The sequence below is a fragment of the Paenibacillus auburnensis genome (assembly GCF_927798115.1).
In the GTDB taxonomy this organism is placed as follows: Bacteria; Bacillota; Bacilli; order Paenibacillales; family Paenibacillaceae; genus Paenibacillus_AQ; species Paenibacillus_AQ auburnensis.
In genome coordinates, this window is record NZ_CAKMMG010000006.1 from 110,948 (window position 1) to 133,025 (window position 22,078).

Sequence of the window (22,078 nt, forward strand, 5' to 3'; positions counted from 1 at the left end):
TGCCTTAAATCTCGTAGCCTAAAGTTGAACTGAAGAATGATAATTTGGAAAGCGGGGAACAAAAAGATGCGTTACAGAGCAATGATTGCAGATGATTATGAGGCTGCCTATCAGCTATGGGAGAATACAGCAGGGATGAACCTCAGCCAGGCAGATTCCCGGGAAGAAATTTTGCGGTATCTGGAGCGGAATCCCGGCATGAGCCAGGTATGCGAGGATAAGGACGGCCAACTTGCCGGGACTGTGATGTGCGGACATGACGGGCGGAGAGGATATATGTATCATGTAGCTGTCAGCGGTGCCTGCCGGGGCAAGGGAGCCGGCCGTGAAATGGTGTCGCGTTCGCTTAAAGCATTGCGGGAAGCGGGCATTGCGAAATGCCATCTGCTGGTCATTGAAGGCAATACGCTGGGACGCAGCTTCTGGTCGGGCACCGGCTGGCAGGAGCGGGACGGCCTTGTGCTCTTTTCGCAGAATACCGATCTCTAAAAAACGTATTACAGCGCTTTTAGTGACAACTAATGTAATGGTGTAGGTTCTGCATTCGTGCAGTATAATATATAGGCAAGTAAATGGCGAAATTGAATAGCAGGTGATCTGACAATGCGTTTTAAAGATGTGTTCTCTATTATCGGTCCGGCGATGGTCGGGCCTTCCAGTTCACATACCGCAGGAGCGGCACGGATCGGCCGAGCGGCCCGGCAGGTGCTCGGCGAAGTGCCGCGTGAGGCGGAGGTCATTTTTTTTGGATCGTTTGCTGCAACGTATCAGGGACATGGAACCGACCGGGCTATCGTCGGCGGATTGCTGGACTTTGCTACAGACGACCCCCGTTTGCCGGATTCCATTGAGCTGGCCGCTGAAGCCGGAATGGAGGTTTCCTTCCGGCAGGGGGCGGGATTGTTCCCCCATCCGAATACCGTGAAGCTGCGTCTGGTCGGCCGTGACACAGGCACAGAATTGACGCTGACGGGGATCTCGATTGGCGGGGGAAATATAGAGATCGTTGATATTGACGGGTTCGGGGTTAAGCTGACCGGAATGTATCCGACGGTACTTATCAACCACATGGATTATCTCGGGGTATTGGCCAGTGTTACGGATGTAATGCGCCAGGGCCAGTTTAACATCGGGCATATGTCCCTTGACCGCAAGAACCGCAGCGGGGCGGCGCTGACCGTGCTGGAGCTGGACGAACCGGCAACTGCAGAACTGCTTCAGGGGCTGCGCGCTCTGCCTGCTGTGAAATCAGTCAAAGTGGTGGATCTTAACGAGGATACGCGAGCACAGAAAGGGAAGGAAAGTACAACATGAATTTTCAAACTTTAAGCCAGCTGGCTGTATTATGCGGGGAGCGGGGCCTTGGCATCGGTGCACTGATGCTGGAGGAGCAGAGTGCGGAATCCGGACGCTCGAAGGAGCAGGAATTCGCTACGATGAGCCAGTATTATGGCGTGATGAAAGAGGCGGTACAACGCGGCCTGACGGAGAATACGACCTCGCGCAGCGGCCTGACAGGCTTGGATGCCCAGCGGGTTGCCGCCTACAATGCTGCGGAGGAGCCATGTCTTGGGGGGCCTGCCGGACAGGCGATGGCCTACGCGTTAGCCGTATCGGAAGTGAATGCCTCCATGGGGCGGATTATCGCTACTCCGACAGCAGGCTCCTGCGGAATTATTCCCGGCGTATTTCTCAGCTGCCAGGAGCGTTTCGGCTGGGATGATGATTATATGGTGTCTGGATTGTTTGCTGCAGGCGCAATCGGATATGTTATTGCCAATAACTCTTTTGTATCCGGGGCAGAGGGCGGCTGTCAGGCGGAAGTCGGTTCCGCGATCGGGATGGCTGCAGGAGCGCTGACGGAGCTGCGAGGCGGTACACCGGCACAGGCGGTTCATGCCGTGGGGCTGGCGCTTAAGAACACACTTGGCCTGATTTGCGATCCGGTGGGCGGGCTTGTAGAGATTCCCTGCATCGTGCGCAACGGCTTCGGTGCTGTTACCGCACTGGCTGCAGCGGATATGGCGCTTGCAGGTGTACGCAGTGTGATCCCTTCTGATGAAGTAATCAAGGTGATGCTTGAGGTTGGCTCAGCCATGCCGGAGAAGCACCGTGAGACGGCCGGGGGCGGGCTGGCCCAGACGCCTACCGGGCGCCAGATTATGAAAGATTTGCAAAGCAAGAAGTAACCGGCTTATATTTCCCGGGTAGGCATTATGATCTTATAACATATGGAAACGTTCAAGCTGCTCCCACATGCCCTCCTGCCGGAGAATTTCCGGCTGCTTCGGTCCAAGCAGATCGAAGTGGGGGAAGGGTTTGCGGTTATGGATATATTGCGGCGGAAGACCGTTCTGCAGACACCAGCGGCGGAGACGGGGCAGGTCGCTGCAGCCGACTTTGGTTACGGTGGTGATTCCGGGAAACCGCGGATCAAGCCAGTAATGGGTCAAAAAAGCGATCTCCCCCCGGGAGACCGCCTGTTTCCACCGGTTCAATTCTTCTCTGTTAATTCCGAAGGCCATAGCTGTCTCATCCTTATCCTTATCAGTAATTGTTGAATCCATTACATCTCTTGAAAGGGGAATACATCATGAACGGACAAGTTAGAGCGGATATCCGTCCCGGACTTGAGGTGGATATTGTGCTGAAGCAGGATCAGGCTACAGGCAAACTCACCCATGGTACAGTAAAAGATATTCTGACCAACTCACCCCGCCATCCGCACGGCATCAAGGTGCGGCTGAGCGACGGTCAAGTCGGACGGGTCAAGAATATTACGGGCTGAATGCACAGCCCGCATCATTATAGTTCCGAAAGCGCTCCGCCTGATGCTATTTTGCCGGTTAATCGGCTAGTATCAGGCGGACGCTTTTTTTTCTGCTCAGCAGCACGGCTCCTAACGCCCCATGAATTCCTCGACATACTGATCCGCTTTGGTCTGGTTGCACAGATTGCAGGCACAGACACAGTTATCGGGAGTGGTATGGCCGCCCTTGGCCCGGGGCAGAAGATGGTCGATGGTATCCCCATACAAGCCGCAAAAATGACAGGTATAGTTATCCCTTGTCAGAATTAAAGCACGGAAATCCTTGTTGCTGTACAGGCGGCGGATGGTACGGCGGTTTACAACCACTGCGGCATGCTCCCGGACGAGCGTAACAGCCAGCTCAAGGTCGATTTCCTGATGCCAGCGCCGCCCTTTATCGCTGTGACCGCGCATGAGGATCATCCCCTTGGCAGAGGGGATAAGTGCGGAATAGTCGCCGGGTTCCGGCCTGAATCCCGCGGTCTGAGGGGGCCTCCGCCGTTGTTCGCCCTGGCGCGGCCGCGCTTTTGCCCGGCTGCCTGCGGCAGCCGCAGGATGCTTGCCTTCCTTGGAGCGCTCCGGCAGGGAATGCTGATGCACCTTAGGTGCGGTTGCCTTGTGGCCCGGCAGACTTGCCGGGACTGCTGCTGTTGATTGCACCGGCTGTCTGGCAGCAGAGGCTGTAGCCGCAGGTGCGGAAGCCCGCGCCAAAACAGAGGCCTCCGCACCCTGGACTTGCAGAAGCCCCTTGGCTGAACCGCTCTCGCGGGCCTTGCGGCATTCGCGGCAGGCCCCGCGGCGGGACTGGCCCTTGGACCGCTTGCCGGTCCGCCTGCGGAATTCGGAGAGCGGTTTATGCTGATGGCAATATGCGCATTGTTTAGATAAAGGCAGGCTGATATCGGTCATAAGTATGTTTGGAAGGACGCTGCAGCAGCGCCTGTCCATTCCCCTCATTTTTAAGATAACTTTAGTATAGCGTAAAGCGCGGCCATTCACACGGCAGGCAAAAAAAGCTGCGAATTTTCTAATTTGTGACATCTGTCTTGGCGGCAATTAGGGAAAACCTGTAAAATCAATAAAAAATACGAAAGCGGGGAAGTGGGTATGAGGCTAAGCAACAGAAGGCCGGCTGCTGTTATTGTACTGTATATTCTTCAGGCTTTTCTGGGGGTAGGAGCGATTGCCGGCGGGGTGATGCTGCTGATTGACCCGAGCGGAGAAATGATGGGAATGCCGGTCTCCGTGCTGGAAAGATCCCCTTTTCCTAATTTTATTATTCCGGGTATCCTGTTGTTCCTTGTTTTTGGCGTTCTGCCGCTGGTGGTGCTTTACGGTCTGGTTAAGAAGCCTGACTGGGGGTGGGCTACGCCGTTGAATCCCTTCAGGGCACTGCATAGTGCCTGGGCATTGTCCCTTTATATCGGGTTTGGGCAGATCATCTGGATTATGGTTGAAACGTACATGATGAATGCTGTCTCTATGGTGCATGTATTCTATACAAGTCTTGGGCTGCTCATTCAGGCAGTCACCCTTCTGCCGCCGGTGCAGAGATATTTTGTGCTGGACGGCCGGCAGGAAAGAAGTTAGAATGGCATTGAACAAAAAAGGGCTTTCATTTGACCCTGGAGGTGAACCGGAATGACTACAATATACGATATCGCCAAAAAAACCGGTTACTCTCCGACTACGGTATCTAAGGCGTTTAATAACTATTCCGATGTGCGGGAAAAGACGCGGGAGGAAATTCTGCGTACAGCCCGGGAGATGGGTTACCTGCCTAACGCGCATGCCCGGACACTGACCACGAAGAAGTCCTGGACCCTCGGCGTATTGTTTGTGGAGGGCACGGGGGTAGGCATCCGCCATCCTTTTTTCGGTGCGGTTATTGAGAGCTTCAAACAGGTGGCTGTAGCCAAAGGATATGCCCTGATGTTCATCTCGAAGGATGTCGGCGGCAAGCAGAGCGGATATTTGGAGAATTGCCGGATTCACGGTGTCGACGGTGTGGTGGTGTTCCTGTCCGACTATGAAGACCCGTATTTCCTGGAGCTGCTGGAGAGCGATATTCCGACAGTGATTCTGGATTATGAGACAGCTCAGTCTCATACGGTCTGCTCGGATAATACAGCCGGAGCAATGCTGGCGGTAGAGTATCTGACTTCTCTCGGACATAGCAGAATTGCTCATATCTCCGGCGGTCTGAACACGATTCCCGGCAGAAGGCGTGAGGAAGGCTATGTGGCGGCGATGAAGACGCACGGTCTGGAGCTTCGTAAGGATTACATCGTGGAAGGCGCATTCTATGCACTGGAGAATGGGTATGCCGCCATGCAGAGGCTGCTGGAATTGCCTGACCGTCCAACTGCTGTATTCGCTTCAGGCGACTTGCTGGCACTGGGTGCCGTAATGGCGGCCAGGGACAGCGGCTTGTCCGTACCGGAAGACATCTCCGTTATGGGCTATGACGATATCGAGCTTGCCAGATACGTTACACCTGCATTAACGACAGTCCGGCAGGATACGGCCAGTCTTGGCACAAGGGCAGCGGAAATTTTACTTGCTTCGATTGACCGCAAGGGGACAGGAATGGAAGCCATCGTACTTCCTGTGGAAGTGGTTGTGCGGGAATCCTGTGCGCCGCCTGGCGAGGTTTAACAGCGTTTCGCCGGGACGCGCTTTTTTTTCGAAACAAATCGAAACCGGTTTCGATTTGGAGTTAAGCTTTTAAATTAACTAAGGAGATGGATTCATAATGGCAGCAACCCGCTCGGTCGTAACAGCAAAAGAAACAGGGGAACGTTTAAGTCCACGGGAAGGTTTGCAGTTTAAGACCTGTACCGCCGGCCAGCCGGCTGATATTCAGCTGCAGCCGGAGAAGGAGTTCCAAAAGGTGATTGGTTTCGGCGGCGCTTTTACAGAAGCGGCGGCTTATACCTTATCGCGGATGAGCCCGGGGAAGCGGGCGGAGGTGATCCGCAGTTATTTTCACCCCGAGGAAGGCTTAAGCTACAGCATGGGACGCGTGCATATTCATAGCTGTGACTTCGCGCTCGGCAACTATACGTACGTGCAGGATGGGGATACAGAGCTGGCTACCTTTGATATTTCCCATGATCATCAATGGGTGCTGCCGCTGATTAAGGATGCCATGGAAGTCAAAGGCGGCACCTTTACCATGCTGGCTTCGCCCTGGAGCCCGCCGGCCTGGATGAAGACGAACGGAGAGATGAATAATGGCGGATCGCTGAAGCCGGAGTATGCCGCTGTCTGGGCACGGTATTACACAAAGTTCATTGAAGCCTACCGTAAAGAGGGAATTCCAGTCTGGGCCGTATCCGTACAGAATGAGCCTGCAGCGGTGCAAACCTGGGATTCCTGTGTATACAGCGCTGAGGAAGAGCGGGATTTCGTCAAAAATCATCTCGGCCCGGCTATGCACGAAGCCGGAATGGCGGATGTAAATATCGTCATTTGGGATCACAACCGCGACATTATGGTAGAGCGCGTAACTCCTATTTTGTCAGACCCTGAAGCTGCGAAGTATGTATGGGGAACCGGCATCCACTGGTACGGCGGTGAGGAATTCGACAAGGTAGCCAAGGTGCATGAGCTTTTCCCGGATAAGCATGTGCTGTTCACGGAAGGCTGCCAGGAAGGCGGAGTCCGTCTGGGAGAATGGTTCACCGGAGAACGTTACGGACGCAATATGATCGGTGATCTGAATGCCTGGACGGAAGGGTATCTGGACTGGAATCTGGTGCTGGATGAGACCGGAGGGCCTAACCATGTGGGCAATTTCTGCGATGCGCCGATTATCGCCGACACGGTTACGGATGAGGTTCATTACAACAGTTCCTATTATTACATCGGGCATTTCAGCAAATTCATCGCTCCCGGCACTGTACGGATCGGATTGGAATCCACGGCAGAAGGCATTCTGTCTACGGCATTCCGCAACCCGGATGGCAGCATAGCCGTTGTGCTGATGAATGAGAGCGGGGAAGCGCGCAGCGTGACGCTTGGGCTGGGGGATGAGCAGGCCGGCTGCCTGCTGCCGCCGCACTCTATTGCCACACATGTGATTTCGTAATTGCGGCGGGAACAACACTGGAAGCAGGCTTCCGTTGCGGGTTGTATTTGAAGGAGATTCGATGAAGTATAGGCTCATAAAACTGAGCATATGCTTCCGATGCCAGTTTTGTACGAAGCTAAGTCCAAGATGTAACGCTAACAAAACCGAGCGTATGCTTTCGAAGCGAGTTTTATTCGAAGGAGAATCGATGAAGTATAGGCTAACAAAACTTTTAGGAGGTCATCAGCATGAGCAATTATTATTTTGATTCCGGCAAATTTGTAATGGAGCAGTTTCATGAGAGCAAGCCGTTTGCCAGCTTTCTGCCCGGGCTTGCGGGGCTTAAGGGGATTCCGATGTGGACCTTTTATGTCAACCGCGGGCAGGGAGTGTGCAGCTTTGGGGTGCGTGACAAAAACTCGCCGATCATGGAGTTCTCACCGGCGAACATTTCCCACAAGAATGTAGCGTCCTCCGGGTTCCGGACGTTCATCAAATTGGGCCATACTCCGGAGGTCTATGAGCCGTTCCAGTCATCCCGGCCCGATCCGGCGGCCAAGCGTAAGATGACGATTCTGCCAAACGGGCTGACGATCGAGGAGTCACATGCCGTTCATGGCCTGAAGACGACCGTACATTATTTCAATCTGCCGAATGACGACTATGCCGCTCTAGTGCGGCGGGTGGAGATTGAGAATACCGGCAGTGGAGTGCTTGAGCTCGAGCTGCTGGATGGTCTGCCGGAGATTCTCCCGTACGGGTCTGCCAACAGCGGATACAAGGAAATGGGTAACCTGCTGCGCAGCTGGATGGAAGTCTACAATCTGGAGAATGGCATTCCCTTCTACAAGCTGCGCTCCAGCACGAACGATGATGCGCAGATCAGTGAAATCCAGAACGGCCATTTCTATCTGTCCTTTACCGGGGAAGGGGAAAGGCTGAAGCCGGTTGTCGATTTCGAGCTGATCTTTGGCGGCAACACCTCTCTTGCTTATCCGGACCGGTTCGCCGGCCTGTCCCTGGCTGAGCTGCTGGAGCAGCCGCAGTATCCGGTGAATAAGGTGCCTTGCGGCTTCAGCGGCCATGCGCGGACACTGGCTCCGGGCAGCAAGCTGACGCTGAACACGATTATCGGGCATGTCAGCGACATCGATAAAATCAACCGGAAGGCGGATCAGCTCTGCCGCGATGAATATATTACCGGCAAGGCGCAGGAAGCGGCTGAACTGACCGAGAATCTGACCGCAGACATCGCCACCCATACATCCTCGGCTTTGTTCGATGCCTATTGCCGCCAGTCATATCTCGACAACTTCCTGCGCGGCGGGTATCCGTTTATTTTTGACAATGGAAAAGACGGCTTTGTGGTCCATCTGTACTCACGCAAGCACGGCGATATGGAGCGGGATTATAATTTCTTCTCGCTGGCTCCGGAATACTATTCACAGGGCAACGGGAACTTCCGCGATATGAATCAGAACCGGCGGAATGATGTGTTTTTCCATCCAAAGGTCGGCAGCTTCAACATCAAAATGTTCTACAGCCTGATTCAGGCCGACGGCTATAATCCGCTCAGTGTGCAGGGCACCAGCTTTGAAGTCCGGCCTGAACATGCCGCGCAGCTCAAAGAATGGATTGCAGCTTCCGCAGCGGATCACCAGGCTGAGCTTGAAGCAATGTGCTTAGGCAAATTCACACCGGGCCGGCTGATCAACTACATCGCTGATCATGATGCGGTGCTGAAGGTGGATGAACAGGAGTTTCTCCGCGGCGTGCTTGCCCTGTCGCAGCAGAATATTGAGGCCGCGTTCGGCGAAGGTTTTTGGAGCGATCACTGGACCTATAATCTGGATCTGGTCGAAGGTTACCTGGATGTTTTCCCGGATAAGCTGGAAGAGCTTTTGTTCGGGGATGAGACCTACACCTTCTATGACAGCCCGGCTTATGTGCTTCCGCGCAGCGAGAAGTATGTAATCAGCGGGGGCAAGGTCCGGCAGTATGGTGCACTGCTGGAAGATGAAGAGAAGCTGCATAAGCTGCAGCGCAAAGCCGGAGATACCCAGTGGCTGCGCACGGAAGGCGGATTCGGGGAGATTTACCGCACGAGCCTGTTCGTCAAAATGCTGTCCCTGACATTGAGCAAGTTTGCTACCCTTGATCCGTACGGCATGGGAGTAGAGATGGAAGGCAACAAGCCAGGCTGGAACGATGCCATGAACGGTCTTCCGGGCTTGTTCGGCTCAGGGATGAGCGAAACGTTTGAGCTGAAGCGGATGATTCTCTTCCTGCTGGAGTCGCTGGAGAGCGGAGAAACCGGTGACAGAGCGGTGGCGCTTCCGGTAGAGATGGCTCAGCTGCTGGAGCAGGTGAATCATGCTGCAGCCACAGTGCTTGCCGGCGGGCTCACTGAGTTCGGCTATTGGGATACTGTAGCTACAGCGCGCGAGACTTATCGTGAGAGTATCCGTTTTGGAATCTCCGGTGAAGAGGCTGATGTTAGCCTTGCAGTGATCCGGGAAGCCCTGAGCAAGTTCCTGCACAAAATTAACGCCGGGATTGACCGGGCTGTTGAGATGGGCGGAGGACTGGTTCCGACGTACTTCCGCTTTGAAGCTGTGCGTTACCAGGCGGTAACGGATGAGGCGGGCAAACCGATGATCAGCGGCTATGGCCTGCCGAAGGCTACCGTGGAGGAATTCGAGGCGATCGCCCTGCCGTATTTCCTGGAAGGCCCGGCCCGCTGGCTTAAAACGCTGGAAAGCACCGGCCAGGCCAAGGAAATCTACAGCAAGGTTAAGGGAAGCGGATTATTCGATCCGGTAACCTCGATGTACCGGACCTCTGTATCCCTGGAGGAGGAGTCGCATGAAATCGGGCGGATACGGGCCTTCACACCGGGCTGGCAGGAGCGGGAGTCGAATTTCCTGCATATGTCCTATAAGTATTTGCTGGAGCTGCTGAAGGCGGGGCTATATGAGGAATTCTTCAGTGAAATGAAAACCTCGCTGATCCCATTCCTTGATCCGGAGGTCTACGGGCGCAGCACGCTGGAGAATTCCTCCTTCATCAGCACAGGCGGCAACCCGGATCCGGGAACCCATGGCCGTGGCTTCGTAGCCAGACTCAGCGGCTCCACTGCAGAGTTCCTGAGCATGTGGAGAACGATGATGGCGGGCAGCCGGATGTTCTCGGTAGAGAGTGGCGAGTTAACGCTGGAACTGGCACCGGCGCTGCCGGGCTGGCTGTTTGACGAGCGGGGCAATCTGTCGTTTACGTTCCTTGGAGGGACGGAAGTAACCTATCATAACCCGCGGCATGCGGATACTTACGGTACGGAGCGTGCAGTCATCAAGCAGCTCACACTGGTCTACAGTGACGGCACTGTCCGGCAGATTGCCGGATCGCAGGTGCGCGGTGAGGACGCCGAGGCGCTGCGCCGGGGAGAGATAACATCGATCCGGGCAGAGATGGTGTAGAGGGAATTACGGGGGGCTGATGAAGCCTCCCTTTTTTATTGCTGTAAGGGTGCGGCTAGTGGAAATGAGGCGGCAGGCGGAAAACAGAGGGAAAAATCCCTCTGATTTCGCGGAAAGTCGGGTAGTCGGCGGAATGAGAGGCACTAATACCTCTGATTTCGTAGAAAGTGTGATATCCGGTGAAATGAAAGGTACTAATACCTCTGATTTCGTAGAAAGTGTGATATCCGGTGAAATGAAAGGCACTAATACCTCTGATTTCGCAGAAAGTGGGGTAGCCGGCGGAATGAAAGGCACTAATACCTCTGATTTCGCAGAAAGTCGGATAGCCGGCGGAATGAGAGGCACTAATACCATCGTCACCCGAAAAATGAGCCCCTAAAACGGAAATTCGCTACCTTACCCTCCGCCGTGAAGACGGTTACAATAAGCACATAGAGCTGCAAGCGCTTTAAATATAGAAAAAGATTGTTCTTGGAGGTCCATACGATGGAGAATAAAACAAGCGGCGGCGTAAGTCCGATGAAAAAGCAGCTGATTCCGGCTGTTATCGAAACCGGTTCAGGTCGCAAAAGCTCACTTTGGAAAAGGCTGCTTGCCCAAAAGCATCTGCAGACAATGGCTCTGCTCGGCGTGGTCTGGATGATTATTTTTAACTACATTCCGATGTACGGGCTGATCATTTCCTTCAAGGATTATAACATCGTCAAGTCGATCGCTGAGGCTCCCTGGGTAGGACTTGACCACTTCAGAGAATTCTTGGATGATGAGGACTTGCGGAACGTGATTAAGAATACACTCGGCATCAGCTTGATCAAGCTGCTCATCGGGTTCCCGCTGCCGATTATCTTCGCCCTGTTTCTTAATGAGGTCCGTTCCCTCCGCTATAAAAAGACGATTCAGACCATTTCCTATCTGCCGCATTTCCTGTCCTGGGTTGTCCTGGGCGGAATCCTTGCTACCTGGCTGGCGGATGTGGGAATTATCAACAATATCCTGCTGGCGCTGAATGTGATTGACAAGCCGATTACCTATTTGGCTGAACCGGGCTACTTCTGGACCATTATTATTACCTCCGACATTTGGAAGGAGCTTGGCTGGTCGGCCATTATTTATCTGGCGGCTATCTCCGGGGTATCGCCTGAAATGTATGAAGCGGCTACGATTGACGGGGCCGGGCGTTTTCAGAAAATGTGGTTTGTAACGCTGCCGTCCATCCGCTCGACAATCAGCATCCTGTTCATCTTGGCGGTCAGCGGTGTGCTGAACTCCAACTTTGATCAGATCCTGGTGCTCCGCAACTCACTGAACGACAGTGCCAGTAATGTAATTGATTACTATATCTACTATACAGGGATTGTATCCAACCGCTTCTCCTATTCTGCGGCGGTCACCTTGATAAAAGCGGTCATAGCATTGATTCTGCTGCTGATTGCCAACCAGGTATCCAAAAAAATCAACGACACGTCGCTGTTCTAGAAGAAGGAGGATCTATACCATGTTTTCTCTCAAACGTAAAACGACAGGTGAGGCGCTATTCGATATCGCCAACAATCTGGTGATGCTGTGCATCTGCTTCATTACTTTATATCCTATCTGGTACGTGCTGATCAATGCCTTCAACGACGGAAACGACGCTATGCTGGGCGGGATTTACTGGTGGCCCCGCATGTTTACCCTGAAGAACTTCGATGCGGTATTCGCCAGTCCCGGCATTATGACGGCCATGGGTATTACGGTGGCCAAGACGGTCCTGGGCGTACTCGTGCACGTGTTCTTCACAGCGATGGTAGCTTACGCGCTGTCCCGCAAAGGCCTGATCGGCGGCAAGCTCTACATTCTGCTCGGTACGATTACGCTGTTCTTCAACGGGGGACTGATTCCGACGTTTCTGCTGAACCGGGATCTTCACCTGCTCGATAATTTCCTGGTCTATATTATTCCGGTAATGTTCAGCTTCTTCGATCTGATTATCTTCATGACCTTCTTCCGGGAAATTCCCGAGGGACTTGAGGAAGCGGCGCGGATTGACGGCGCTAACGACTGGTCGATTTTCCTCCGGGTAGTGCTGCCGGTGTCCATGCCGGTCATTGCGACGATTGCCCTCTTCCACGGGGTGTATCAATGGAATGATTATTTTGCCGGGATTATCTATATCAATAACCCGGACCTGCAGCCGATCCAGACCTATCTGTTCCGGGTAGTGGCCCAGTCCAGCTCCAACCAGATGATGGTTGCTCTGCAGGGCAGCAGTGTTACAAAGACCGTAACCTCGCAGTCCATCAAGCTGGCCACGATGGTGGTGACTACGCTGCCGATTGTGTTCGTCTATCCGTTCCTTCAGCGTTACTTCGTAAAAGGCATGATGATCGGCTCGATCAAAGGCTGATTAGCAGCCGTCTAACACAGGGTAACTCCTTCGGAGTCAGCATAGGGCCGGTTCCGGGGTTGAGCTTATAATTAACATTTTAGAAAAGGGGTAAATAAGCATGGGCATGAAACGCAAGCCGAAATCAATGGTGCTGCTGCTCTTGGGGCTAATGCTGGCTTTCTCGGCGTCAGGCTGTTCAAGCAACAACAATGCCGGTGGCAATGCCAACGAAAATAAGGGGAACAGCAATACGCCGGCTGCAACAGCGGAGGCTTCGACAGCACCTACAGCCGCAGCCGTATCCGCAGATGAGCCGGGCTGGAAAAGCGACACTTCACCAATTACCTTCGACTGGTATCTGAATTTCTCCTGGTTTCCTAATAAATGGGGTGTAGATCCTACTTCGCAATATGTAACGAAAAAGACCGGCGTTAACATTAACTTTATCGTGCCAGCCGGCAATGAGAATGAAAAGCTGAATACCATGATTGCTTCCGGACAGCTGCCTGACTTCATTACACTCGGCTTCTGGGAAGATGCGATCAAGAAAATGATTGAAGGCGACATGGTGCTTCCGCTCAACAAGCTGGCGGATGAATATGATCCGTACTTCTACAAGGTTTCCGATAAAGATAAGCTCGGCTGGTATACTCAGGAGGACGGCAATGTATATGGCTATCCTAACTCTTCTTCCTCACCGGCAGACTATGAAAAATACGGCAAGAACTATGTATCCAACCAGACCTTCGTCGTTCGTAAGGATATTTATGAAGCGATCGGCAGCCCGGATATGCGTACACCGGAAGGCTTCCTGAACGCGCTGAAAATGGCTCAGGAGAAATTCCCTGAAGTGAACGGCCAGCCGCTGATTCCACTCGGTTTGCATGAGTTCACAGAGAACGGTAATGACTCGCTGGAAGGCTACCTGCAGAACTTCCTGGCGATCCCATGGCAAAAAGACGGCAAGGTGTATGAGCGCGAAACCGATCCTGAATTTGTCCGCTGGATGAAGACACTCCGCCAGGCGAATGAAGACGGCCTGCTGGCCAAAGACATCTTTATCGACAAACGTGCACAGATGGAAGAAAAAATTGCGCAAGGCCGCTACTTTGCAATGCTGTACCAACGTACTGACTTTGCTTCCCAGCTCGGTACGATTTTCCAGAAGAATCCTGAACAGACCTATATTGCTGTAGACGGACCTTCCAATGCGGCGCTGGATCAGCCGACACTGAACGGCCCTGGGATCTCCGGCTGGACCGTAACACTGATCTCCAAGAATGTAAAAGATAAAGCACGCGCAATCAAATTCCTCAGCTATCTGAACAGTGAGGAAGGAAATAAAGACTTGTATCTGGGCGAAAAAGGCGTCAGCTATGATACAATTGACGGAAAGGACCAGTTCCTTCCTGAGGCATTTGCTCTGATGAACAGTGACCGTGCGGCATTTGATAAGAAATACGGATCTTCCTTCACTTTCTGGATGATGCAGAACACGAATATTACCGATCAATGGGCACCTAAATCAGTAGAACCGTTCAAACAGCTGGAAGACTGGACACGCGGTAAAGCAATCAACACCTCCGAGTTCCAGTTGATTGACCCTACCGGCAACTCACCGGAAGGTATTATCGCTACCAAGCTGAAGAACCTTCGCGGCAAAACGTTCCCGAAACTGCTGATGGCCTCCTCTGATGCCGAATTCGACAAGATCTGGACTGATTATCTCGCGAAGAAAGACAAGGAAGGCTTTGCTACCTTCGATGCATACAGACAAAACAAATATCAGGAAAACAAAAAGAAACTCGGCATGGAATAATATAGATTAAGCCCAATTGCCCGCTGACCGCGGGCTTTTGGGTTGTTTTCTTCTATATATGTAATTGCAGGACCGATGCAATAACGGGAGAGTGCGTATGCGTAAACGGATTAGAGAGCTTTGGAGTTCCTTCAGCTACTGGTGGGGGCGCAGATCGCTGCAGAGCAGGCTGGTGGCCGCGTATATTTTTATCATCCTCGGTCCGAGTCTGCTCGTCTCCGTGTATTCCTTCAGGACGATCAACAATACGTATGTCCGTGATGCCGTGGACAAGAACAACTACCTCCTGCAGATGGAGAAGCTGCACATCGTCAATCAGATTGAAGTGATGGAGCGTGCGGCCCAGATGGCCGATTCTGATAAAGTGGTTCAGAATTACCTGATGAATGAAGTCGATCCTCCGCTGGGCGAGCTGATTGACTTTAATAATACAACCTATATGAATTTAAACCGTATCCAGGTCATTAATCCGAGTATTGAGCATTTGCGCCTATATTCTCCAAGCCCCAATATGTATGAAATCTGGCCGATTATTTTTCGCGAAAGCCGGGTTTCTGCAGAACCATGGTTCCAGGAAGCCTTGGAGCTGAAGGGACGGGAGCTATGGGTATTCCAGAATAATGACCCGGATCTCATGGAGCGCTCTGCGAATCTGATGACCGAAGAGCGGCCAAAGGTATCTTTGGTCAGGGAAATCAATGTTCCGGCCGGTCACCATATAGGTATGATTCAAGTCGATATGATGCTGAATAACTTCACCCCCAAAACCTATACAAATGTAAGGGACAATCAGTCGCAGATGTTCATTGCAGACAGCGAGCTGAAGCTATTTACACGTACAGACCATTCGTTCACCGAGAATAGTCCGCAGCTGGAGAGTGCCATTGCTGAGCGGCTGAAGAACTATCAGGAAACCGGTGAGTGGAATATTGATTATAAAGAGGGCGGAAAATCTTTTCTGCTGATTCATGCTCCACTGGACCGGATCGGTGCCTCGCTGCTTAATGTCGTATCTATGGAAGATGTAATGAAGCGTATCTCTCATACCCGCAACCTGCTGATCGGCGCCAACATCGGTTTTATTTTTCTGCTCACCGCTATTGCTTATGTAATGAATGCATTCATCCTGAAAAATCTGCGCCGTTTAACCGAAACGATGAAGAAGGTGCGCAAGGGCGAGGCATACACAGGGATCACGATCCGCGGAGGCGGAGAGGTGGGAGAGCTGGCGCATCATTTCTCCAAGCTGATGAATACCATTAATACCTTGGTAGCTCAGGCTGTCTACAAGCAGGCGCTTTCGAAGGAAGCCGAGCTGCGCACGCTGCATAATCAGATTGATGCCCATTTTCTATACAATACGCTGGAGAATATCAAGATGCTTGCGGAGATTGAGGACCAGCGGACCATCTCGGATGCCTTGACCTGGCTAGGCGGCATGATGCGTTATAACTTCAAATGGTCCGGCGAATATGTGAAGCTGCGGGATGAAATCCGCCATATTCAAAATTATATTGAAATAATGAATATCCGCTTTGAACACCCCATCCGTCTGGAGTTAAATATAGAGAATACGTACCTGGAAGTGGAAGTGCTGAAAATGTCGCTGCAGCCGATCGTTGAGAACAGTGTGAAGCATGCCTGGAATACCGGCGGAGAGGAGCTCTCCGGCCGCACCATCCGTATCGATGTGACAGAGGCAGAGGGAGAACTGTTTATCCTGATCCGTGATAATGGCCTGGGGCTAACACCGGAACGGCTGGCCGCTCTGCATGAGGCGATTTACGCCAGGGAAGAGGAAAGTCAGGAGTTCTCCGGTTCCGGAACCGGGGGTTATAAGGCCGGGGGGATCGGTCTCAGAAATGTCCATCAGCGGCTGCAGCTGTTCTATGGCGAGGCATACGGACTGGAGCTGCAAAGTGAGCCGGGGCAATGGACTACGGTATTCATGACGCTGCCTAAAGTACTTTTGACGGGGGATAAAACTTCATGAAGAAACTTCTGATTGTAGATGATGAGAGAATGATCCGCCAAGGTCTGAAGGCGATGATTGAAAGGGAATATCCTTCCCTCTACAGCATTGCCCTGGCCGGCAACGGCGCGGAGGCGCTGGAGCTGTTCCGGCAGGAGCCCAAAGATATCATCATTACAGATATCCGTATGCCGGTCATGGATGGCATTACCCTGCTGGAGCATCTGTCGGCGGAGTCCGCACCCGGTAAAGGCCCGGCTGTGGTTATTCTGAGCGGCCATGATGATTTTGAATATGCCAAAAGCGCGATCCGCCACCGGGTCAAGGATTATCTGCTGAAGCCGATCCGCCGTGAAGAGCTGTTCGAAACGCTGGAGCAGATTAACCTGGAGCGCAGTGGTAAAGAGCAGGAGTCCGGTGTACAGCAGCTGGAGCAGGAAACAGAGGGGTACCTCAGGGAGCTGCGTGCCACGCGTCTTCAGCGGCTGCTGTTGCAGCAGGAGGTACAGCCGTCACCGGAACAGCAGGAGGAGCTGGGCCGTCTGCAGCTGCCTTTTACGGTGGGCGTACTGAATTATTATTATAACGACGGTACACGGATGAAGCCGGGTGAAGTTCAGGGGTTGCTTGAACGGCTGTCCGGGCCGCTGGAGGAGCATTTCAGCGAAATTTTGACGGATTGGGAAGGGAAGCTGGTTCTGGTCAGCGGCGGCAGGGATCCTTTTCGAAACCTTTACCGGCTGGCGGAAACTAAGGAAATTAAGGGTCTGCTTATTGGAGTTGCTGAGGCAGGACACAGCCCCGGGGAGTTCCAGAGCTGCTATAAGCAAGCCTGCCGCGCGCTGCAGTATACCTTCCTGTCGCCGCAGGCGAGCTTTATGGATTATGCCAGTATCCGGTCGGACCGGCTCAGCTTCCCCTCACCGGATGAGGAGCTGCGCAAGCTGCTCAATATGCTGGGTACCGAGCGTGAGAAGGAGCTCAAAAGCCTGCTGGGCACCATTTTTCATACGGAGCATTTGCCGCACCTGGATTTGTCTTACCTGGAGAGTGTCGCGCGGAGCATGAACGAACGAGTGCTGGATGAGGTGTTCCGGGTACACGGGGAGGCTTCCGTAGAGGTGCTTAAGCTGTATCGTACCGTCGGCGACTTGTACAATTACCGCCATTTTCATGACTATTACCGCGCCCTGGAGCATTTGCTCATTAGTGTGAACGATTATATTATTGGGATAAGATCCGCACATACCGAGCATGCCGATATGGAAGCGGCACTGGCTTATATTGAAGAGCATTATGCCCGCCCGCTGAATATGGCGATGGTCAGTAATTATGTGTCGCTTAGCTACTCCTATTTCAGTGAGGCTTTTAAGGCCTATACCGGGGAGAGCTTTGTCGTATATTTGAAAAAAGTGCGCATCCGCCATGCGAAAGAGCTGCTGTCGTCCAGCCGTATGAAGCTGTCGGGAGTATCGGAAGCCGTCGGATTCGAGAACAGCAAGCAGTTTACCCGTGTGTTCAAGGAATTGGAGGGAATCTCTCCGGGAGAGTACCGGGCGAAGCTGCTGGATCCTGGGTCGATTCGTCCGGAAGATAAGGAATTCTATTGATTAAGGCTTGAACGTTTGGGGGATGGAAAGTGGAAGAAGTGCAGGGTAATTTGATTACGGTAGAGACCTTAGCGGCTGATTTCCGCAGGTTAGGGGTGCAGGCGGGCATGACGCTGCTGCTGCATTCCTCGTTTAAATCGCTTGGCCAGTGGGTGGCCGGTGGTCCGGTGGCAGTAATTCTGGCGCTGGAGGAGGTGCTCGGCGCAGAGGGGACGCTGGTTATGCCGACACACTCCTCCGATTTGACCGATCCGGCAGGCTGGAGCAATCCTCCGGTGCCGGAGGCCTGGTGGCAGACCATCCGGGAACAGATGCCGGCCTATGATCCGGATATGACCCTGCTGCGGGGAATGGGCGTTATTCCCGATACCTTCCGCAAGCAGCAGGGGGTTAGACGAAGCAGCCATCCGGTCCATTCTTTTGCCGCCTGGGGGAAGCACCGGGATAAGATTACCAGCGGGCATGAGCTGGAGTTCGCCTTAGGGGAGCAATCCCCGCTGGCCAGGATCTATGATCTGAACGGAAGCGTACTGCTGCTTGGCGTGAATAGTCTGAACAACACCTCTCTTCATCTGGCGGAGTACCGGGCTGATTATGCGGGGAAGCAGGCAGTGACTGCCGGTGCGCCAATGCTGGTGGGAGGAGCCAGGGAGTGGGTGCAGTTCAGGGACCTGAACTGGAATTCCGATGACTTTGCGGAGATTGGTGAAGACTTTGACCGGGAGACAGGCCGGATAACCCATGGTAACGTTGCAGCTTCAGAGGCACAGCTGATCCCGCAGCGGGAGATCGTGGATTATGCGGCAGGCTGGCTGGCGCGGAAGCGGAAATAGCGAAAGACCTGACAAGGAGAGAGCTGAGTTATGGGGACAACAACAGTATATTTGACACGGCATGGCCAGACAGAGTGGAATGTGCAGCAGCGTATGCAGGGACACCAGGACTCGGCGCTTACTCCGCTAGGGGTGCAGCAGGCGCAGTGGCTCGGCCGGGGGCTGCAGGAGGTGCAGCTGGATGCGGTGTATGCAAGCTCCAGTCCGCGCACACTACGTACCGCGGAGCTGATTCTCGGAGAGCGGAAGATTCCTGTAACGGCTTGCGATGAATTCAAGGAGCTGTGCATGGGCGGCTGGGAAGGCCGTGAGTCCTCCGCTATTAAGCTGAGTGATCCGGAGCAGTACCGTTATTTCTGGGAAGATCCCGGGAAATTCGCTGTAGAGGGCAGCGAAACCTTCGCAGAGGTGCAGGAGCGGGCGCTGAATAGGCTTCGGGAGATTGTGGACAGGCATGAAGGACAGACACTACTTATAGTGACGCACACGGTGGTGATCAAGGTGCTGATGGCGTACTTTGAAGCCAGGGCTATGGATAAGCTGTGGGAGCTACCTTACATTTATCCGGCTTGCCTGTGCAGAATCGATATTACAGATGGTGTGCCGGAAATCCTGCTGCATGGGGACATCAGCCATTATGAAATTATCGAAGCCGGAATGGAATCCTAAATTTTTGGTGGACGATGTACCAGCGACTTTCCTATAGCTATAGACGGCAGGCGATGACCTCTGAAAGCGGGCATCGCCTATTAATGCTGCTCATTTTGGGCTGCTTAACCAGCGTCCGGGCAATGCTGAACGGACGGAGGATTTCGGCTGGAGGCGCGAAAGATCGCCATCCAGCGCTTTAAGAGCGGGCAGCAGTGCAGCTAAGCCGGCGCAAACGGCGGAGAGCAGTCCAGCCGCCAGGAATAGAGCGGGTACGCCATAGTGCTCTGCAAGGATCCCGCCGGCAAAAGCACCGAGCGGCTGCAGGGCGCCACCGATTAGGAAACGGATCGAGTTCACCCGGCCCTGTAAGCTGCCGGGAACCAGCCGCCCATGCAGGGAGGAGCTCAACGAGCCAAAGAAGGGGCCCAAGACTCCTGCCGTAAAGACGGCGGTGAGGGCAAACGGATAACTTGGAATAAGCCCCCACAGCGCTGTGATCAGCCCTATTCCCATCAGACTGCCAAGTAAGAAGGGGCGTCGGCGTCTAATCTCCCCGATCAGCGAGACAATACTGATCCCGGTTAAGTAGCCCAGTGCAGATGCCGTAGACAGAGCGCCCAGTACTGACGCATCGCGGTGCAGCACTTCACGGACATAAGGGACCATCATGGTCCAGACGGCAATCGAGCTTAAATTGCTGACCGAAGCCAGGATCATAATGATTAGCATGGCCGGAAACTGCTTATAGAAGCTGAGTCCTTCGGCAATTTCCCGCAGGTATGCCGGGACGGAGAAGCTGACGGCAGCTTCACGGGGCTTGGCTGGCTTCGGAAGGTACAGCAGGGTAGCGATGGCGGCTGCATAGCACAGCGCATTGATGCCGAGCGCCGGCAGAGCACCGCTGCTGGCGGTCAGTACGCCGGCCAGGGCCGGGCCGAGCAGGGCGGCGGCGCCTTTGCAGCCGTCAATGACGGCAAAGGCGCGCATCAGCTTGCGTTCGCCGGCCACGCCCGGAACGATGGCCATGGCCGTCGGCAGGAATAGCGCGGAGCAGGCACCGCTGAGCGCTGCAGCAGCGAAGAGATGCCAGAGCTGCAGCTGGCCGGCCAGGCCCATCCCGAGCGGCAGGACGATGGCCAGCAGACGGATGGCAGCCAGGAAGGCCATGAGTCGCACTCGGTTCAGCCTGTCGGACAGCGGCGAGCCCAGCAGGCGGATCAGCAGCTCCGGAATGCCGGAGCAGAGTACAAGCGCACCCATGGCCAGCTTGGAGCCGGTCAGCTCATAGACCATCCACTCCATGGCCAGGAGTCCAAAAGTATCACCGAAGGTGCTTAAGGATATGGTGGACAGCAGTCCGAAATAGCTGCGTTTTAACATGGGAAGGCTCACCTCTATCTTTGGATTGATTCTGGTTTAGCTCTCCAGATACGTCCCGATTTGATGAGGCAGTTCATTCAGAGCCTCTAATCGCAGGCTGTAGGAGATGCTCTTGCCGTTGTAATGGACGATGACCAGACCCGCCGCACGCAGTGCGATCAGATGGTAGTGGATTGTGCTTTTGGAAAGGCCGACCAGCTTAACAATCTCAGTGAAATTCAGCTGCTTCCCGGTAAGCAGGCGAAGAATGTACAGCCGCGTCTCATCTGAAAGTGCCCGGGTAAGCCGCAGCAGCGCCGGTGCTGGGCGTCCCGCCTCCGGCGGAAGGACATCACAGGAGTAGCTGGTGAACACAAATTCATCATAAAAAGCCGAAGTAACCAGCGGCCGGGGATGATACTGCGGGATAAGGATGACCTGTTTCAGCTGTCCGGCAGGATACAACCTCATGCCTGCCGTGGCCTGCTCGTAGACCTCCATGTCATTGCCGCCGGTTAGCATGTCTTTTCTGGCATCCGCCTCTTGCTGCAGCCCTTCAAGAATCTGCGGATCAATCCCGCTGAAATAGCCGGCATCCCAAACGCGCAGAATTTCAATGGCGGCACTTCGCAGCTCAGCCAAATTCGAGGGGACGGATTGGCCGAAACGGCCAGAGATCTCGTACAGCTCACCCGTGCTCAGTTCATCGAACCAATTCAGGAACCCGCTGACGGTGCGCTGCCCCGGGCAGGTCCAAATATATGGAGCTAAGCTGAAATCCTCGGCTATGGTGATAATCTCCCGCATTCTCTGCAGCTGCACCGGAGCGAACTGCTCCTGTACCTCGCGGACCCAGAGTTTCCCGGCGTCCATGGCGTTATGATTCTGTTTGTAAAGAAAAGCATTCAGGCTGGCGATACATTCATACATTGGCGCAAAATCTACTTGAACCGTATAGCTCATAGGGGATTCCTCATTTCGGTTGTTGTGATGCTAATGAATATATTGTTCTATAAATATAGAACCACTTGTTGGTTTTATTATATGCGAACAAAATTTAGATTTCAAGATAAAGGAAAAATAATATTCAGCTGAGCTGGAAA

Annotated in this window: 20 protein-coding genes; 16 read left to right on the top strand and 4 right to left on the bottom strand. The window is 53.6% G+C overall.

All coding sequences use genetic code 11. The features are described from left to right. The first annotated feature begins 66 nt into the window (after nt 1-66). The 3 genes from L6H70_RS19430 (at nt 67) to sdaAA (ending at nt 2,189) form a co-directional block, all read left to right on the top strand. A complete protein-coding gene (locus tag L6H70_RS19430; RefSeq protein ID WP_236335700.1) occupies nt 67-489 on the top strand; it encodes a GNAT family N-acetyltransferase in 423 nt (140 codons plus the stop codon). 114 nt (nt 490-603) lie between these two features. Then, nucleotides 604-1,314 (top strand): L-serine ammonia-lyase, iron-sulfur-dependent subunit beta, encoded by a 711-nt coding sequence (gene sdaAB, locus L6H70_RS19435; RefSeq protein ID WP_236335701.1) that lies wholly within the window; start codon nt 604-606, stop codon nt 1,312-1,314. Continuing rightward, the gene (gene sdaAA, locus L6H70_RS19440) at nt 1,311-2,189 is read left to right on the top strand and encodes an L-serine ammonia-lyase, iron-sulfur-dependent, subunit alpha (RefSeq protein ID WP_236335702.1); all 879 of its coding nucleotides are present in this window, start codon (nt 1,311-1,313) and stop codon (nt 2,187-2,189) included. The genes sdaAB and sdaAA overlap by 4 nt, the downstream gene beginning before the upstream one ends. A gap of 33 nt (nt 2,190-2,222) precedes the next feature. Here sdaAA and L6H70_RS19445 read toward each other — a convergent pair whose 3' ends face one another. Further along, nucleotides 2,223-2,525, bottom strand: a complete 303-nt coding sequence (locus tag L6H70_RS19445) for a hypothetical protein (RefSeq protein WP_236335908.1) — start codon at nt 2,523-2,525, stop codon at nt 2,223-2,225. Between the two features lie 68 nt (nt 2,526-2,593). On the opposite strand from L6H70_RS19445, the gene L6H70_RS19450 reads away from it, so the two are divergent. Beyond that, the gene (locus tag L6H70_RS19450) at nt 2,594-2,788 is read left to right on the top strand and encodes a YwbE family protein (protein WP_054943150.1); all 195 of its coding nucleotides are present in this window, start codon (nt 2,594-2,596) and stop codon (nt 2,786-2,788) included. A gap of 111 nt (nt 2,789-2,899) precedes the next feature. On the opposite strand, the gene L6H70_RS19455 is transcribed toward L6H70_RS19450, so the two are convergent. After that, complete coding sequence (locus L6H70_RS19455; protein ID WP_236335703.1) at nt 2,900-3,718, bottom strand: HNH endonuclease; 819 nt, start codon at nt 3,716-3,718, stop codon at nt 2,900-2,902. Between the two features lie 198 nt (nt 3,719-3,916). Between L6H70_RS19455 and L6H70_RS19460 the strand changes: the two genes are divergently transcribed. From L6H70_RS19460 to L6H70_RS19515, 12 genes are all read left to right on the top strand, one after another. After that, nucleotides 3,917-4,399 (top strand): hypothetical protein, encoded by a 483-nt coding sequence (locus L6H70_RS19460; protein WP_236335704.1) that lies wholly within the window; start codon nt 3,917-3,919, stop codon nt 4,397-4,399. A gap of 51 nt (nt 4,400-4,450) precedes the next feature. Continuing rightward, nucleotides 4,451-5,467 carry a LacI family DNA-binding transcriptional regulator gene (locus L6H70_RS19465; RefSeq protein WP_236335705.1) on the top strand — a complete coding sequence of 339 codons (1,017 nt, stop codon included), beginning with the start codon at nt 4,451-4,453 and terminating at the stop codon, nt 5,465-5,467. Between the two features lie 97 nt (nt 5,468-5,564). Then, complete coding sequence (locus L6H70_RS19470; RefSeq protein WP_236335706.1) at nt 5,565-6,902, top strand: glycoside hydrolase family 30 protein; 1,338 nt, start codon at nt 5,565-5,567, stop codon at nt 6,900-6,902. 230 nt (nt 6,903-7,132) lie between these two features. Continuing rightward, on the top strand, nt 7,133-10,360 hold the full coding sequence (locus L6H70_RS19475) for a cellobiose phosphorylase (RefSeq protein ID WP_236335707.1): 3,228 nt from the start codon (nt 7,133-7,135) through the stop codon (nt 10,358-10,360). 49 nt (nt 10,361-10,409) lie between these two features. Continuing rightward, a complete protein-coding gene (locus L6H70_RS19480; protein WP_236335709.1) occupies nt 10,410-10,742 on the top strand; it encodes a hypothetical protein in 333 nt (110 codons plus the stop codon). 140 nt (nt 10,743-10,882) lie between these two features. Continuing rightward, on the top strand, nt 10,883-11,839 hold the full coding sequence (locus L6H70_RS19485; RefSeq protein ID WP_423802860.1) for an ABC transporter permease: 957 nt from the start codon (nt 10,883-10,885) through the stop codon (nt 11,837-11,839). A 19-nt stretch (nt 11,840-11,858) separates the two neighbouring features. After that, entirely contained in the window at nt 11,859-12,749 is an 891-nt protein-coding gene (locus L6H70_RS19490; protein ID WP_236335711.1) for a carbohydrate ABC transporter permease, read from the top strand. A 100-nt stretch (nt 12,750-12,849) separates the two neighbouring features. Continuing rightward, the gene (locus L6H70_RS19495; protein ID WP_236335712.1) at nt 12,850-14,550 is read left to right on the top strand and encodes a type 2 periplasmic-binding domain-containing protein; all 1,701 of its coding nucleotides are present in this window, start codon (nt 12,850-12,852) and stop codon (nt 14,548-14,550) included. A 97-nt stretch (nt 14,551-14,647) separates the two neighbouring features. Next, nucleotides 14,648-16,543: a cache domain-containing sensor histidine kinase gene (locus tag L6H70_RS19500; protein WP_236335713.1), complete on the top strand. Its 1,896-nt coding sequence runs from the start codon at nt 14,648-14,650 to the stop codon at nt 16,541-16,543. Further along, nucleotides 16,540-18,132, top strand: a complete 1,593-nt coding sequence (locus L6H70_RS19505; protein WP_236335714.1) for a response regulator — start codon at nt 16,540-16,542, stop codon at nt 18,130-18,132. The genes L6H70_RS19500 and L6H70_RS19505 overlap by 4 nt, the downstream gene beginning before the upstream one ends. Nucleotides 18,133-18,161: 29 nt before the next feature. Then, nucleotides 18,162-18,965, top strand: a complete 804-nt coding sequence (locus L6H70_RS19510; protein WP_236335716.1) for an AAC(3) family N-acetyltransferase — start codon at nt 18,162-18,164, stop codon at nt 18,963-18,965. Between the two features lie 30 nt (nt 18,966-18,995). Then, entirely contained in the window at nt 18,996-19,634 is a 639-nt protein-coding gene (locus L6H70_RS19515) for a histidine phosphatase family protein (RefSeq protein WP_236335717.1), read from the top strand. A 90-nt stretch (nt 19,635-19,724) separates the two neighbouring features. On the opposite strand, the gene L6H70_RS19520 is transcribed toward L6H70_RS19515, so the two are convergent. Together L6H70_RS19520 and L6H70_RS19525 are read right to left on the bottom strand one after the other, a co-directional pair. Further along, nucleotides 19,725-20,996, bottom strand: a complete 1,272-nt coding sequence (locus tag L6H70_RS19520) for an MFS transporter (protein WP_236335718.1) — start codon at nt 20,994-20,996, stop codon at nt 19,725-19,727. Nucleotides 20,997-21,032: 36 nt separating this feature from the next. Next, nucleotides 21,033-21,938 (bottom strand): ArsR/SmtB family transcription factor, encoded by a 906-nt coding sequence (locus L6H70_RS19525; protein ID WP_236335719.1) that lies wholly within the window; start codon nt 21,936-21,938, stop codon nt 21,033-21,035. Nucleotides 21,939-22,078 lie beyond the last annotated feature (140 nt).